Origin of the sequence: Haloferax sp. Atlit-4N, from assembly GCF_003383025.1 — an archaeon.
Classification (GTDB): domain Archaea; phylum Halobacteriota; class Halobacteria; order Halobacteriales; family Haloferacaceae; genus Haloferax; species Haloferax gibbonsii.
This window is the reverse complement of record NZ_PSYY01000001.1, coordinates 1,440,691-1,455,221: the sequence shown is the minus strand read 5'-3', so window position 1 is coordinate 1,455,221 and position 14,531 is coordinate 1,440,691. Positions and strand designations below refer to the sequence as shown.

Annotated in this window: 15 protein-coding genes and 1 tRNA gene; 12 read left to right on the top strand and 4 right to left on the bottom strand. The window is 58.5% G+C overall.

Annotated features, from left to right (window positions below):
- Window positions 1–174: 174 nt before the first annotated feature.
- Window positions 175–1,029: a geranylgeranylglycerol-phosphate geranylgeranyltransferase gene (locus C5C07_RS07610; RefSeq protein ID WP_004977074.1), complete on the bottom strand. Its 855-nt coding sequence runs from the start codon at window positions 1,027–1,029 to the stop codon at window positions 175–177.
- A gap of 94 nt (window positions 1,030–1,123) precedes the next feature.
- Between C5C07_RS07610 and C5C07_RS07605 the strand changes: the two genes are divergently transcribed.
- From C5C07_RS07605 to C5C07_RS07560, 10 genes are all read left to right on the top strand, one after another.
- Window positions 1,124–1,198, top strand: a tRNA-Arg gene (locus C5C07_RS07605).
- Between the two features lie 724 nt (window positions 1,199–1,922).
- Window positions 1,923–3,740 carry a hypothetical protein gene (locus C5C07_RS07595; protein ID WP_115804820.1) on the top strand — a complete coding sequence of 606 codons (1,818 nt, stop codon included), beginning with the start codon at window positions 1,923–1,925 and terminating at the stop codon, window positions 3,738–3,740.
- Between the two features lie 85 nt (window positions 3,741–3,825).
- On the top strand, window positions 3,826–4,194 hold the full coding sequence (locus C5C07_RS07590) for a hypothetical protein (protein WP_233510298.1): 369 nt from the start codon (window positions 3,826–3,828) through the stop codon (window positions 4,192–4,194).
- Complete coding sequence (locus C5C07_RS07585) at window positions 4,194–4,601, top strand: hypothetical protein (RefSeq protein WP_004977079.1); 408 nt, start codon at window positions 4,194–4,196, stop codon at window positions 4,599–4,601. Before C5C07_RS07590 ends, C5C07_RS07585 begins: the two co-directional genes overlap by 1 nt.
- A 111-nt stretch (window positions 4,602–4,712) precedes the next feature.
- Complete coding sequence (locus C5C07_RS07580; RefSeq protein ID WP_115804819.1) at window positions 4,713–6,284, top strand: hypothetical protein; 1,572 nt, start codon at window positions 4,713–4,715, stop codon at window positions 6,282–6,284.
- 1 nt (window position 6,285) lies between these two features.
- Complete coding sequence (locus tag C5C07_RS21650; RefSeq protein WP_004977081.1) at window positions 6,286–6,459, top strand: hypothetical protein; 174 nt, start codon at window positions 6,286–6,288, stop codon at window positions 6,457–6,459.
- Window positions 6,460–6,493: 34 nt separating this feature from the next.
- Window positions 6,494–7,090, top strand: coding sequence for a hypothetical protein (locus tag C5C07_RS07575; protein ID WP_115804818.1), 597 nt, complete (start codon window positions 6,494–6,496; stop codon window positions 7,088–7,090).
- Window positions 7,087–7,950, top strand: coding sequence for a hypothetical protein (locus C5C07_RS07570; RefSeq protein WP_233510296.1), 864 nt, complete (start codon window positions 7,087–7,089; stop codon window positions 7,948–7,950). The genes C5C07_RS07575 and C5C07_RS07570 overlap by 4 nt, the downstream gene beginning before the upstream one ends.
- Entirely contained in the window at window positions 7,947–8,327 is a 381-nt protein-coding gene (locus tag C5C07_RS07565; RefSeq protein ID WP_115804817.1) for a hypothetical protein, read from the top strand. Before C5C07_RS07570 ends, C5C07_RS07565 begins: the two co-directional genes overlap by 4 nt.
- 121 nt (window positions 8,328–8,448) lie before the next feature.
- Window positions 8,449–9,426 carry a hypothetical protein gene (locus C5C07_RS07560; protein WP_004043509.1) on the top strand — a complete coding sequence of 326 codons (978 nt, stop codon included), beginning with the start codon at window positions 8,449–8,451 and terminating at the stop codon, window positions 9,424–9,426.
- On the opposite strand, the gene C5C07_RS21275 is transcribed toward C5C07_RS07560, so the two are convergent.
- Complete coding sequence (locus C5C07_RS21275; RefSeq protein ID WP_158546581.1) at window positions 9,427–9,597, bottom strand: hypothetical protein; 171 nt, start codon at window positions 9,595–9,597, stop codon at window positions 9,427–9,429. It abuts the gene before it with no gap.
- 110 nt (window positions 9,598–9,707) lie between these two features.
- Here C5C07_RS21275 and C5C07_RS07555 point away from each other — a divergent pair, with 110 nt between their 5' ends.
- Entirely contained in the window at window positions 9,708–10,505 is a 798-nt protein-coding gene (locus tag C5C07_RS07555; protein ID WP_115804816.1) for a hypothetical protein, read from the top strand.
- A 172-nt stretch (window positions 10,506–10,677) separates the two neighbouring features.
- On the opposite strand, the gene C5C07_RS07550 is transcribed toward C5C07_RS07555, so the two are convergent.
- Together C5C07_RS07550 and C5C07_RS07545 are read right to left on the bottom strand one after the other, a co-directional pair.
- Window positions 10,678–12,495 carry a DUF4365 domain-containing protein gene (locus tag C5C07_RS07550; protein ID WP_115804815.1) on the bottom strand — a complete coding sequence of 606 codons (1,818 nt, stop codon included), beginning with the start codon at window positions 12,493–12,495 and terminating at the stop codon, window positions 10,678–10,680.
- 98 nt (window positions 12,496–12,593) lie between these two features.
- Complete coding sequence (locus tag C5C07_RS07545; protein ID WP_115804950.1) at window positions 12,594–12,851, bottom strand: hypothetical protein; 258 nt, start codon at window positions 12,849–12,851, stop codon at window positions 12,594–12,596.
- Between the two features lie 554 nt (window positions 12,852–13,405).
- Between C5C07_RS07545 and C5C07_RS07540 the strand changes: the two genes are divergently transcribed.
- Window positions 13,406–14,455 (top strand): tyrosine-type recombinase/integrase, encoded by a 1,050-nt coding sequence (locus C5C07_RS07540; RefSeq protein ID WP_181950700.1) that lies wholly within the window; start codon window positions 13,406–13,408, stop codon window positions 14,453–14,455.
- The last annotated feature ends 76 nt before the right edge of the window (window positions 14,456–14,531 follow it).

Sequence of the window (14,531 nt, the reverse complement as noted above, 5' to 3'; positions counted from 1 at the left end):
TTCGACGGTATCGACTCCGAGGAACGCAATCGCGTGACGCTTCCGCTCGCCGAGGGTCATCGGATAGTACGACCATGCGGTGAGCCGGTAATATTCTTTTTGATTGGCGGATAGAACGCTCCCCGCTCGTCGGCGCGTTCCCCGGAATCCGACCGATTGTTCGTCCGCATACATTTATATGGTTCCTCCAGTCTGCGCCGTCGCCCGTCCGACGATGAAGGCGAACGCCGCTAAAAACATCCCGTATTTGAGTCGGCGCTGCGCCGCGGCCGGGTCGGCGAACGACCGAACCGCGGCCGCGAGCATGACCGCGTCGGCGGGGGCGACGATTCCGAGGTACGCCAGCCCGAACCCGCCCCAGACGAACGGCACCGCGCTCGCGGCGACGGCCACGACCAAGACGACCGCGCCGAGCCACAACGACGCCTTCTCGCCGACGACGATGGGAAGCGTCCGCAGTCCCTCTTCCCTGTCGCCGCCGATGTCCTCCACGTCTTTGACGATTTCGCGGGTCAGCGTCGCCAGCGCGGCGAGTACACAGAGGACGACCGCGCCCAACGGCTCGCCGATGGCCGCGCCGCCGAAGAGGAACGTCGAGCCGGTGAGCGCGGCGACGACGACGTTGCCGACACCCGGGAGACCCTTGAAGAACTCCGTGTACGCGAGGAGCGCGACGAGGTTGACGACGGCGATGGCGATGGCGACGACCGGGAGGACGAACGCCGAGACGACCGCCCCGCCGAACAGCGCGACGCTGAACCACTTCGCCTCGGTCGCGGTCACCGCGCCGCGCGGAATCGGCCGGTCGGGGCGGTTGATGCGGTCGATATCGCGGTCGAAGTAGTCGTTGATGGCGTTGCCCGCGCCCGTGGCGAACACGGTGGCGAGCATCGCCGCGACGACGACGAGCGCGTCGCTCGGGGACGCCCCGGCGACGAACGCCCCGGTGAACGTGAGGACGCCGGCGGCGACGGCGTTTCCCGGTCGGGTGAGTTCGGCGAACCCGCGCGCTCGCGTACCGAGAGACATACCCCGTACTGTTCGGAGGTCGGGTATAAATCGCGCGGAGTCGCCGCCTCGAATCAATCCATTTAAAACAATCCACGACAGACGAAGTCATGTAGGGCGCTTAGCTCAGTCTGGACAGAGTGCTTGGCTTCGGACCAAGTTGCCGTGGGTTCAAATCCTGCAGCGCCCATCCAAAATTTAGGTCCTTCGAGGCCGAAATTAAAAAGCCGCGAGACGGCTCTACGCCGTCGATATCGGCCAAATCGGCGTTTTCTCAAAATCACCGAGAAAATTATTCCCTCAGCTCCCATGCAACGGGTCGCCGCTGTCGGGCGAAATTAGAAGCCAAGAGGGGTGCATGGTAGATGTCTCACGTTCGTCGCGAGAGACATCTATGGCGGTACGTCCGCTACGTCTGCGGCAGCTGCAAAGCCTGGTGTCTCGTCGACCACGCTGAGCGCGCCGCGAAAATGCGCGAGTGCAAAGACTGCGCGCGCATCCCCGCCATCGAGGACGAGATTCGGGACCACCGACTCACCTCGCTCCTGTGGGCGCACCAACTGGCTGCAGAAACCACCGCAAGGACCGGAACAGCGGAGGGCGGGTCCCAGTCCGCCCGAAGCGGCCGGAAGCAGGGGCTTGCCCCTGACCCGGAAGCCGGTCCGCACGAGGCCCGCGGCCGCGGGCCTCGAACGAGTGGCGGTAAGGCCCAGTGCCGTCTGAGCGATTTCATCCGCACAGACGGGGGTTCGCGTGAGTAACGCGGGCACCCGCGCCCCCGGCGCTCACGACTTACCAGCGGCGCGTGCGGTCTCTCGGGGAGATAGATGAGCGTCGGAAAACGCTCATCGTCCGAAATCGCCGGCGTGTGGGGCTCTCGGCTCCGTCCAGACCGATGTAAAGATGCCTACCTCGTGGATTACCTGGGCGACCTCGGCCTGCTGGCCTACGGGTACGACCCGGCAGACCCGGACGACGACCTCGAACTCCGCGGGCGCGACCGGGACCGCGTACGGCTGGTAAAGCGTATCTCGACCTCACCAGAGGGGATTTACCTGCCGACGCTCGTCTCTGAGTGCGTCAAGGGTCAGTACATCGGGCAATGCGAACGGTTCGACGGGAGCGACCCGGACTACCAGTTCGTCTACCGGTTCCTGAACGACCTCGACGGGCACGACCCCCAGCTCATCGAAAAACGCCAGTCTGACGGCATGACGATGGTCACCCCGACAATTCGCCTACTTGACTTGATATCAGAAGGCATTACTCAAACAACCAGGGAACGCGACGACCTGCTGTACGACCGGCATTTCTGCGAAAACTACCTGAGAACCGCGAATGAGGTCGATGACTGGGGTCGGGACCTACTGGAAGACTCTTTACATCGGTACCTGAAGCGCATCGAGAACTACCAGCTGCTGTTCGACGTCCACTTCTGTGGGCGGCGTGGTGGCGACACCACCCGCCGGATGACGAAAGCGTACAACACCCGCTTCAACTCCCAGGGACGACTCCGAAAGACGTGGGCGCGCTACAACAGCGCGCTCGAACACGCGTACGAGAAGTACGATAACGCCGTCTTGATGACGCTGACGACGGACCCCGGCACGTTCGACGACCCGACTCGACCAGACCCGCGCTCGCTGTACGACGGTATCTCGTCGATAAACCCGAACTTCAATCGGCTCCTCTCGTACTTCGATTCCGATCCGTCGACGAAAGACGACACCAGGAAGGATGGCGTACCCAGCTGGACACCGGCGCTCGACGGCAAGGTGACCGGGCGACCTCGCTACCGGCCACCGTATCTGAAAGCCCTGGAGTTCACCGAGAAGGGCTACGCGCACCTGCACGTGCTGATGTTCGACGTTCCGACCCGCGAGAGCGACGGGATGCCGTTCCTGATAGACAAAGCGGAGCTGGAACGAAAGTGGAAGGACTACGGACAGGGCCAAATCGTCGACCTCTACCCGCTCGTGTTTCGGGACGACCTCGACGACGTTGGGAACTTCGGCACCAAAACGCTCGTCGATGACGACGGCGACCAGTACGAGATTCCGGTCTCGAAAGGATTCGTGGACTGGTACCGCTACGGCGACCACGACCACAGCGAAGAGTGGATAGCGAAGAACGCGCGGTCTCACGACCTCATCGAGTTCTACGACGACGAGAGCGGCGAGGATAGCGACGAACAGATGCAAAGCCGGACGGCTGGCGCGTACCTCGGAAAGTACCTCTCGGCCACCTTCGGCTCGCTGCTCGAAGCCTCCGAGTCGTTCGCCGACGCGAAAGAGTCGGATTCGTACGCGGACAAGGCGGCGACGTGGAAACTCGGCCTCTACTGGGCGACTGGCCGGCGGTTCTGGTCCATCTCGCGGGACATCGAGAAAGCGATAGAGAAGCCCGAACACCTGCAAGACCCGGACGTTCGGCACGCCGTTCGAGAGCTCTCTATCGACTCTCTACATCTCGCGTGCGATGGCGCGACAGTCGATGACCTCGACCTCGACGACGTTGTGACTCCAGGCGTAGAATCGACGCTCCCAGAGAGTGCCGACTTCTACTGCCACATCGACTACTTGGGCTGCTACGCCTACTGGGACATGCCGACAGCCGACGCGACGGCTGCCAATCTTGAACACGTCGAAGACTACGTTGCGTCGGGCGGTCAGCCCGAATACCCCGATGTTGGCGGAGAGAAACCCCCGCCGGTTGCCGACGTGTGGGGCTGACGTAGGAACCTACCCTGCCCGGTGATTCCACTTTCACCCGGTTGGTAGGTACGGCTAGTACCTACTAACAAAATATCTAGGTGTAATGGCGTCTGAACCAATGTCGTTCGACGACTTCGAAGAAACGCAAGTCGAAGACGACTACGACGACGGAGTAGAGGAAATCAAGTTCGAAGTAGACGAGCCGGTCATCGGCGTTATCGTCGACATCGACCACGACGTGGGACCGAACGAAAACGACGTGATTCACCTCGCCCGCGGCGGCGACCTCGGCGACCGGGTGAAGTTCTGGTCGAACGGCCAGATTCGCCGGACCATCGACAAAAAGGGCCTCTCGAACGGGAGCTGGCTCGCGGTCAAGAAGACTGCCGAGACGCGGACGTACGAACTCGAGAACGACGACGGCTCGACGGAAGAACGCGAGTACCACGTGTTCGACGTGAGGGGCGAGTAATGGCATCGCGCTACTCGCAGGGTCTCAGCGGCCTCGCGTCGGACTACGCGATGCTGCGGACCATCCCGGCGCTGCTGTCGGTCGTGTTCGTCGCGACCGGCCTGTACGCCTTCGGCGGCATCTCCGACATCACCATCACGTGGCTGTCGAACTACACGCTGACGAGCGAGCACGCGACGCTCGGCGGCATTCTCGTGTACGCTGTTGCGTTCATGTCCAGCGAGACGAAGTCGCTCGAGCACTACGAGCCGTGGGAAATGGCGTTCATCGTCGCGTCGCCCGCTGTCATCCTCGGCTGGCAGTACGTGACCGAACTGAAGGATCTCCTGCTCGGACTGGGCGACCCGCTGGGCGCGCAAGTCGCGTTCCTGATTACGGTCGTCGGCTGGGCGGTCGCTGTGAGGTAACCAGACCATGACCCTTCCTTTCGGCCTCACCAGACTCGAAGCGACTGCGACGCTCGGCTACCTCGCCGCGTGTCTCGGTGCAGCCGCGTTCATCATCACGGGAGGTCTCTGATGCGCGAGTTCGCTCGACGCGGGCTCGCACTCGTCTTCGTAGTGCTGATGGTCACGACCGCGGCGACCGGCCCGGTCGCTGCGGCCTCGACGACGGTCACCGTCGACTACGAGCACTGCGGACCGACTGACCTGCTCGAACAGACGTTTTCGATGTTGCTCGGTGGTGACAAGGAGGCCTGCTTGCAGGGCGGTGTCTCCTACGATGACCTCGAAAACATCACGTCGACCGACGGCTACGCGGCCGGTCTCGCGGTTGATGACTCCGTGGAGTCGTTCAACACGACGCTCGAAAACCGCCTACAGGACACCCGAACGGTCGCCTACTCGAAGGCGAAGATTCAGGTCGTCAACGACATCAACAACGGGACCGCTGAAACGCTCGCCAAAGAGCGCGCGAACGAGACGGTGACGGCGTATTACGCTCAAATTGAGCGCAATATCATCCGTGACTGGAACGCGAAAATGTCGGAACTGGAGTACCTGAACCAGACTGAGACTGGCTTTGCGTTCCACGAACCGAGTGACAGCGACGAATACCAAATTCCCGGTCAGTACGCTGAGAATCCTGATGGATTCCAAACGGGAGTTCACCAGATGAACTACACGCTCGTCAACGGGACGAACGTCACAATGAAATTCTGGCTCCAACCGCACAACGTCGGCGGTGACGGAACCGGCGCGAACGCTGCAGTTGGGGTCTTGCCGAAGACTTCGCTCGCGCCGGACCTGTACGCCTACTCGAACGAGCTTCACGGCTGGTCGACCGGTGGTGACTACTACTCTGCGAGTGACGGTCTTGCCGTTCAGTCGCCGTCGACCTCTAACTACACTGGTGTTCTGTACGGTGCCGACTACACCGGCCTGCTCGAAGACCTCGACACCCAACAACAGCAGGTGCAGGCGAACATGGCGCAGGTTGTCGAAGGCTACTACGCTCAGTACACCGCTGGCGATATCGACTCAACGGACCTCGCTCGCCTCGACCCGTCGACTATCGGAGCGGAAGCGTCGACCGAGTTCAACACGACCGGCTACTACTCGTACGCGGCCGTGCAACTCGCGTCGATTGGCTACTCGGGCGACCTCAACTCCTCGCACACCATCGCGGTCGAAGGACAGAACGGGACGACCATCGTCAACGGGACGATGTTCTACACCGGCGAGGACGCCCCCGCTGGCTGGGACACCGGCTCGACCTACCAGTTCGCGGACTACAACGGGACGTTCTACTTCGCGTACCAGAACGCGAACGACAGCGGGATTTACGACCTCTCGGAGTACGGTGAGAACTTCACTATCGTCGAAGCGTTCAACGTCCAGACCGGCGAGGCCGTCAACACGACCTCGACCCAGCAGTACGTCTACGAGGACACGAACGCGACCGCGCTCCAGTCGCAACTCGACCAACTGCTTGAACTCCGAGAGTGGTTCGAGCAAGAGGCTGGAACCGCGGGGTCGACCGACGGCGGTCGAAACCCGGCTGGAGGACTGAACACGCAAGTTATCGGCGGCGCGCTGCTGGTCGGCGCGGCGGCGGTGCTGCTCATCCAGCGGGAGGGCAACAAGTAGGATGTTCGTCTTCCTGCTGAAGCAGCTCCCCATCGGGCTCATCCTCGGTGTGGTCATCATCGCCGCTGGGCTCCAGTTCATCGGCGTCGACCTCATCGGGATGGGCTCGGACCTGCTGCTCGACCTGCTCGGCGTGCCCGACTGGTCGGGCGACTGGCTCGGGTCGCTGCTGTAACGCTCGCCAACCTCCCTGCCCCACCCCTACCCGTATGACTCGAATACACACCATCATACTCGTCAGTTGCATCGCTCTGCTGCTCGCCGTTCCCAGTACAGTCGTCGCTCAAGAGACCGCGAACGCGTCTGCTCCGACAGAGACGACGACAGCCGCGGCTCCGACCACGGCTTCGGAGTCGTCGAACGAGAACGAGACGACGTACTTCGGCGACGTGGCCGGCGACCCGCTGCTGCGTATCGTCGACGCTGAATACCGCGATGGCACCGCCATCATCACGCTCGAAGCGGACGCCCCGCGGCTGGTGACGGTGACCGCGCCGACCGGCTCGACCTCGGCCGGCGTCGCCTCTGGTAACATCGTCCGTCGCTCCGTGCCGAAAGGACGCTCGACGATTCGCGTCGCGTCGCCCGAACCGCGGGTGACGCTGACGACCTCGACCAGCATCAGAAACGAACAGTACACCGAAATCCGGTTCGAGGACGGCTCGGCGCTTATCGCCGGTCCGTTCACCGGAACAGACGTGCGAGACGCGGCTATCGGCGGCGCGTTCGGCACGTCGTTCGGTGCGCTCCTGATAATCGTCCGGCGGCGCTTCGGCCTCCACCGTGGCATGGAGCGTGTCGCATGAGCGACGACGCCGAAAGCGGAGCTGCGCCTCAGCGGGAAACTCCCGACGAACCAGAACTGGGCGCGGCCTCGACGACGGTCGCGCCGGACCGCGACGCGGGACGGCTCGTCACGGCGTTCGTGTGGGTGATGCGCTACGGCGTTCACCTCGCCGTGGCTGGCTCGCTGCTGCTCGTTGGCCTCGTGCTCGTCTTCGACGTGCACGTGCCTCGATCGCTCCAAATCATCGGCCTCACGGCTGGCCTCTCGGCAGTCATCGCCGGGCGCTGGGTCGGCGGGCAGGCCGTCGACCTGATGGGCGGTCCACAGATGATGTGGCTCGTTGACCTCGACCTGCTCGAGCGCGACGGCGCGGGTGTCTACACCTGCCCGACGCCGCGGTGGTCCGAGTGGACAGTCGTTGACGGCCAACTGTGGTGGGCGACGCCGAACCTCGCGTTCGGCCGCGGCGTCGACCTCGACGCACGGGAAGTCGCCGGGACGTGGGTCGGCTCGCTGCCGGACCCGGTGCTGGCGCGGGCGCTCGAATACCTCCGGTACAATCGGAAACAGTTGGAGCCGAAGGCTCGGAAAGGCGAATCGCTCGAAATCAACTCCTTCGCTATCGTCCGAGCGGCGGCGGTCAAGACCGTGAAACACGTCGTGCGGACGTTCGAGAAAGGCGCGCTGCCGGACGACGGCGAGGCCCTTCACTCGGAGATTGATAGCGTGCTCGAAGACTTCGACCTGGACGGCTCGGATTCCATCTTCGACGAGGACCCGACCGAGTGGGCACCAGGTGACGGCGACCCTGCACCGGACCCGCTGGCCGACCTCGACCAGCGACGGAAGCAACACGCGGCCAACGGTGAATCAGAATGAAACTCGAACTCGAACTTTCGACGCGCGAACAGTACATAATCTCCCTCTCGCTGTCGGTTGGCATCGTCGCTGGCCTGTGGTTCGGTATCCTGATGATACCGCCGCGGGCGCTCGACGTGCCGATGCGCTTCCTCGAGGACGGTTCGGTGTCGGCGTCGTACTACCCGGTGACGAATACGCACCTGTTCATCTCGGCGGCGCTGCCGCTGGCGACGGCGTACCTCGTGCGGAACCACGCGCGGAACGACGGGACGGACGAACTCACTCCTGACCGCTCCGACGGTGACGGAGATGGGCGCGACTCCGCTCACGACCTCGACGGCAGTTCGACCCGCGAGTTCGGCCCGCATCCCCTCGACGGAGGTGAATCCGCGTGACTGACCCGGACACTACTGCTGAGTGCGACTACTGCGGACGGCCGATGTTCCCCCGGAACCCCACGGCGAAGGGACACCTCTGCCGGCGTTGCCTCCGCGATATTCAGGTGGGTGACCGGCTGTGACCGACGAACGACTGCTGACGGCGGCGAAGTTGTACGAACAGGTGCGCGGGCGCATCGACGGCGACCACCGGCTGCTCGACCACGCGGGACTACCGGTCTCGAAGGGCGACCACGCGAACCTGTCGTTCCTGAACTCGCTCGACCTCACCGAGGACGACGAGCTGGCCGACTCGTTCGCCGAGACCTCGCTGGGCAGGCTCGTGGATTCGTCGCTGCGGACCCAAGCCGCGACCCGCGCGGTGCAGTCGTCGCACGCGACCGCGCTTTCGTACTTGGTGGGCGTGACTCAGCAGGACCTCGACGCCAGTTCGCTGACGCTGCCGCTTCGGCTCGTCGACGAGCTCGAAAACGGCGGTGGTCTCACGACCATCACCGGCGCGGGGAACCCGAACACGGGCAAGACGAACACGATGTTCCTGCTGAATGGCGACCTCGCGCGGGCGCACTTCGGCGATGACCTGCTGGTCATCTCGAACGTCGGCACGTGGGACGGCGCGGACATCGTGGTGCGGTCGATGTACGACCTGATGGACGTGCTGCTGACCCACCGCGAACGGCCGAAGACCGTCACTATCGACGAAGGTTCGACGCACTTCGACGCCCGGACGTTCAGCCGCGAAGTGGCGTCCCAGTGGACGCCCGCGATTAAGCGGTTCTCGAAGCTCGGCGTCGAGTCCGTCGGCGTGGTGAGCCACACGGGGAAGGACGTGCATCCCGAACAGAAACGGCTCTCGACGCTGTCGTTCTACAAAGAGGCGCAGGACGAAGTGACGTTCTACCGCGACTGGGACGCCGATTCAGACTCGCCCGATGGTGAGCTGTTCGGCGGCTCGCTCGTGAACCTCGAACCGACGCTGGAGACGTACGACCCGGACGACGCCGCGCCGTGGGCGTGGAACCTGCCGAGCGACCTGTTTCAGGAGCAGTTCGAGAACTGGAGCGAGTTTCACAAAATATTGCAAAATAGTAATTGATTATCGCGGGCCTTCGTCCTCCGTTTGTGCTTTTTGAACCTCCATCCCACATAGATTGTGTTCATACTTCGTCCTCATTGGGGCTCCTGGCTTTGTTTCTTCAGAGGTTTCAGTAACTTCACCACTATCAATCCATCTCTGGCACTCCTCACACCAGTAGTCACCTGCCATATGTATCCTTCTCAACAATACCTATTAAAATCACTTGTAAATATCAACAAAGACTGTGATATTAATACTTCGAGAAAGATTCAATTCCCTACCATTTCCTCTACTAACCAGTGTACCGTTATACCCCGGACGAAATCGACTACGAACGCGCCAACCACCAAGCGAAAGTCCAGGACCGAAAGAACCTCGACGTAAAGCGAATCGGGAACCTCGGAGAGCTCGCGTTCGAACAGTTCTGCCGCGAATACCTCCCTGTCGAGCTCTGGGAGTGGAAGAACGAAGAAGCGATGCGGCGATGCAACCCTGAAAGTTTCTCGTCGTATGACTTCGAAGTGTTCGGCTACGAAGTTGACGTGAAGACCTCGCGCGACGTATCCGCATTCCTCCCCGAAACCCTCCTCGACAACGACCCGGATGACGACATCATCGTGATGGTCTGGCATCGAGACAACGAAGACAGTCTCATCCTGCTCGGCTGGGAGCGCACCGAGACGCTGAAATCAAAAGCGGCCTCGCAAGAGAAGTATTCCGGTGAAGAACCCGAGAAACTGGATCACCTTGCGGCCCGACCGATGAACGAACTCATCGACCTCGGACCGAACACGGCGTACATGAACCAGAAGCCGAAGAATCCGTTTTCGCCCGGCGACCGAGTGAAGAAGAAAGGCGACAAAGACGCGTCAGTTGCGATTGTCGTGGAGGTACTTCCCCCGGAACAGAACACCGGCGCGTACGGTGTGGAGATGGAAGGCGAAGCGGTCAGCGTTGCGTTCCCGTCCAGCCTCGACGAAGGTCCGGGGAACTGGAAGACGATTCACCCGGCGTTGTATGCCTCGTACTGCTACGACCAGAATATCAGGCTCTACACGTACAAACACTCGAATCTGGAGTTTGCTGAGAAAGAGTAGCGACTGACTTTTGGCCTAAATTAAGGAAGCCCGACCCAGAGGAGCTACCCGTGCAGAAAGCTTGCTGAATAACGTGCTTTAGGAGCAATTCAACGACCGGCAAGAGTTCCATAGTATATTGGTGAGTTGAATAGAAACATCGTATTCTTCTCAAATCTGAATACCTAGGTTTCTAGTTATCTGTATGTTTGACTGGCACTTTTTGTTCGTGGAAGTAGGTTCTCACTTTTCTAATCAATTCGTCGTGCACATCGTCTAATAGAGACTCATAGTCGCTATCGATCGTCCTTAGTATCTCATCACCACCCATGCTGATAACTGGAGCGTGATATTCCACACCGTTGTATGTGATATCATGGCCAGATTGAGGTTCCTCAGGCACTTCTGGATCAGTAGACCAGTGACAATCAACAGTCCAATCGTCCACATCACTTTCTAACCAATAGGTTCTAATGCTCCACATTCTGAGTACATCTTCTCCACTTTCCGACATTATTATCAAAAGATGGTTTGTGTTCTTTGTCGATATCTCATCCAAAATCTGGGGAAAATTATTTTCTACTATCGTTTCGTATTCTTTATAATAATTTTCATAATATCGTCGTGTGTTTTCGATCGCGGATTTGTTTGAGTAATATGCGAGAATATTCGATACATCCGAATCTAGACTGTCTTTGTCTCGACCGCAGAATGGGCGTTCTAGCTTATCTATATCTGATTCATACAATACATCAATGAATTCTTCTAATAACCTTTGTTTATGATCGCTCAAAGTTAATCGATGCCTTGGAGGGTCGGTCTCTTCTTCCTCAAATCTTTTTTCAGCAACATTGTGTGCATGCTCATAGGATTTGTCAGGGTCTAAGTTGAGATAACCCTCGAGCCCGACGTGAACCTCACCTACTGAATGGTCTTGAAGAATTCCTCTCATCTTCTCCGATAACCAATACTGTAGGTATCTATAGTAACCATCTCTCACCTCCTCTGTTGAGTAACTCTCTTTCTCATCCAATCCAAGTAATTCGTGAAATTCACTTACAAAGTCATAGATATATTCTGCTGCAAGAAAAGTACAGCCGGAATAATCAAGATTTTTGTTTCTGATAAGGTCTTGTACTGTGTATTCTAATGCATTGTATGCATAACGACTTGGAGAGCGTGATAGCGGATTATCAATTTGGGAACCCGAAATTGCTTTTGCACCTAGGTCATGTACCTCATCCCATGACTTCTCAATGTCTCTAATTTGTGCGTCATTTTCATCTATATCTATTGGATAAAGCGTATATTCTAAGCTATTTTCTTCATACGTGATACTCCCAAACCCAACTCTCCATACATCGGGGTATATTTTACTTTTTACAATTTCGAATTCTGTCTGTAAAAGATCATGGTAACTGTCTAAAAATGCATGTATTTCTCCGAATTCAGGACTATTTCTCCCGATTGCTGGATTTGACCTCTGTTTTAGACTTTGATACTTTTCATAATTTTTAATATACTCATTCAGATTATTTAGTATCCTTTTCCATTCTTCAACATATCCGTTTTCATTCTTCTTTATTGATTGATTTTGTTGGAAGTGAACTACTTTTGAAGATTGCGAACTCAAGTTATTTTCTTTGAACCAATCTACTGTGATATGTTTCCAATAAGCAATTTCTCTGTTCACGTCTACTAACAAAATGAAGAATGGCTCAATACAATAGTGGCAGTATGACAAATGTCTTGTATCAAGTTGCTTTTTCACGCTCTCTTGATTTTTCTTGGGGAGTTTCTTAACCTGAACTACAATTCTCCCGATTGGTGCGTTATCTTTGTCAACTACTTCTACATAGCCATCGTGATTTGGCGCCTTATCCCGAGAGTCTATGTATGATTTTACGGAATCGTCTAATATGTACTCGATTAAGTCCACAGCATCGTTTTCGGCTGTGTCTGTGTCTGGATATGGTGCCGGTTTTACTTTTTCATCATCTTCATCTGCCATTATGTCTATTCAATATCTCAATCATAGTTAGTTTGCCGCTGACATTTCTCCCACCCATCCACCCGCCCCCTTTACGGGTAAGGGTGGTGGGTGCTACCTCACCCGCTTTTCTCTAACGTTGAGGCGTCCAACTTCTCAGAAAGATACTGTTCTCCTGCTTCAGATAGCGTGTAGACTCCGCGGGCGACTTTCGTCAGAAGGCCGTACGATTCGAGCAGGCTACACCGTTGGTTCACGTAGCCCTGACTCTTGTCGATCTCTCTGCTGATGACCTTCGGCGTTCCTGTTCCTTCGTCTGAGATATACTCCAGAATCATATCATCTGCTAATACCCACCAATCTGCCCGCTTTCTCATACATCTCTGAATACGCTGGAGTGTGATTATCATCTCGATAAGCCGACTTCACTTATTCACTAGTGTCCTGTAAAAATGTAAACCTCATCTATAGATACGGATAGCGTAGGTAGAATTAAGTACAGACAATCTGTTCTATCGGCCAACGGAAGCGACACGCGATGTTGACTGTTGTTCAGTCGGCGTCAGAAGCGGACCCAGCGCTGCCACGCTGGCCCGCGGTGGCTCCCGTAACCGAGGTACGGAAGCATGTTCACCTACACGACTCGGGCTATTGAAGCCCCACGACAGACGGCTGTTGACAGACTGACAAAAATAGGTTTCACTTTCGCTCAAACGTACACTTTCACTCCGCGGCTATGGCTCAGGACTTTAAGTAGACATCTCGAATGGATTACCCGGCTGACGGTCCCTTTCGAGGGCGCTCACCCTACCAAAGTTAGCGCCCTCGACCCGGACCGCGGCCTCACAATGGAAGCCATGATTGAGTTAACGCACCCCGGTTGTAAGCGTAGCGAATGGGCCGGAAGTGAATCCGGTTCGGAGGTGATTCGATGAGCAAGCGACTCGAATCGCTCGAACCTGCTCGCGCGGTCCGAATGTACCTGGAGGCCCGCCAGGACGAACTCGCGGACTGGACGTTGAAGTCCCACAAGTACCGACTCCGCGCGTTCGTCGAGTGGTGCGAAGAAGCGGGCGTCGACGACCTGACCGAGCTCGACGGCCGGGACCTCTACGAGTTCCGCGTCTGGAGACGCGAAGGGAACTTCGGCGCGGAGGACGGCGAGACGCCGGAGGAAATCGCGCCGGTCACGCTCAAATCACAGCTCACTACGCTTCGGGCGTTCCTCCGGTTCGCGGCGAACATCCACGCGGTTCCCGAGGACTTCTACGAGCGGGTGCCGCTGCCGAAGCTGTCCGGGACGGACGACGTGAGTGATTCGACGCTCGAACCGGACCGCGCGACTGATATCCTCGAATACCTCCACCGCTACCACTACGCTTCCCGGCGGCACGTCGAATTCGCGTTGCTGTGGGAGACGGGCGCGCGGATGGGTGCGATTCGCGGGCTCGACCTGCGTGACCTCGACCTCGACGGCCGGACGCCGGTCGTCCAGTACAAGCACCGACCCGACCAGGGCACGCCCATCAAGAACGGCGAGAAAGGAGAGCGGTTCAACTCGGTGTCTGACCGGGTGGGCACGATGCTACAGGCGTACATCGACGGCCCACGCGTCGACGCGACCGACGAGTTCGGCCGGAAGCCGCTACTGACGACTTCTCACGGGCGCGTCTCGGCGAGTACGATTCGGCAGGACGTGTACGTGGTCACTCGCCCGTGCTGGCTGAATCAGGGTTGCCCGCACAATCGAGACATCGAGACGTGCGAGGCGGTGGAGCTGAACCACGTCAGTACGTGTCCGTCTTCTCGGTCTCCCCACGACGTTCGGAAGGGCGTGGTTACGCTCTATCGGCGGGAGGAAGTGCCGCGTCGGGTGGTGTCTGACCGCCTCGACGCGAGTGACTTGGTGCTCGATAAGCACTATGACCGCCGTGGAGAGCGTGAGCGGGCCGAACAGCGGCGGAATCACCTCCCGTGGTAGAACAATGAGTGTTCGACATATCCGAACGCGAGAGGTGGTTTATATACCCCGGTCACGGAACCCCTGCAGCGCCCAT

Coding starts and splice junctions, on each gene's coding strand:
- C5C07_RS07545 (WP_115804950.1), bottom strand. CDS start 12,851: ATGAGAAAGCGGGCAGATTGGTGGGTATTAGCAGATGATATGATTCTG.
- C5C07_RS07540 (WP_181950700.1), top strand. CDS start 13,406: ATGAGCAAGCGACTCGAATCGCTCGAACCTGCTCGCGCGGTCCGAATG.
- C5C07_RS07575 (WP_115804818.1), top strand. CDS start 6,494: ATGACTCGAATACACACCATCATACTCGTCAGTTGCATCGCTCTGCTG.
- C5C07_RS21275 (WP_158546581.1), bottom strand. CDS start 9,597: ATGGCAGGTGACTACTGGTGTGAGGAGTGCCAGAGATGGATTGATAGT.
- C5C07_RS07580 (WP_115804819.1), top strand. CDS start 4,713: ATGCGCGAGTTCGCTCGACGCGGGCTCGCACTCGTCTTCGTAGTGCTG.
- C5C07_RS07565 (WP_115804817.1), top strand. CDS start 7,947: ATGAAACTCGAACTCGAACTTTCGACGCGCGAACAGTACATAATCTCC.
- C5C07_RS07610 (WP_004977074.1), bottom strand. CDS start 1,029: ATGTCTCTCGGTACGCGAGCGCGCGGGTTCGCCGAACTCACCCGACCG.
- C5C07_RS07585 (WP_004977079.1), top strand. CDS start 4,194: ATGGCATCGCGCTACTCGCAGGGTCTCAGCGGCCTCGCGTCGGACTAC.
- C5C07_RS07570 (WP_233510296.1), top strand. CDS start 7,087: ATGAGCGACGACGCCGAAAGCGGAGCTGCGCCTCAGCGGGAAACTCCC.
- C5C07_RS07590 (WP_233510298.1), top strand. CDS start 3,826: ATGGCGTCTGAACCAATGTCGTTCGACGACTTCGAAGAAACGCAAGTC.
- C5C07_RS21650 (WP_004977081.1), top strand. CDS start 6,286: ATGTTCGTCTTCCTGCTGAAGCAGCTCCCCATCGGGCTCATCCTCGGT.
- C5C07_RS07550 (WP_115804815.1), bottom strand. CDS start 12,495: ATGGCAGATGAAGATGATGAAAAAGTAAAACCGGCACCATATCCAGAC.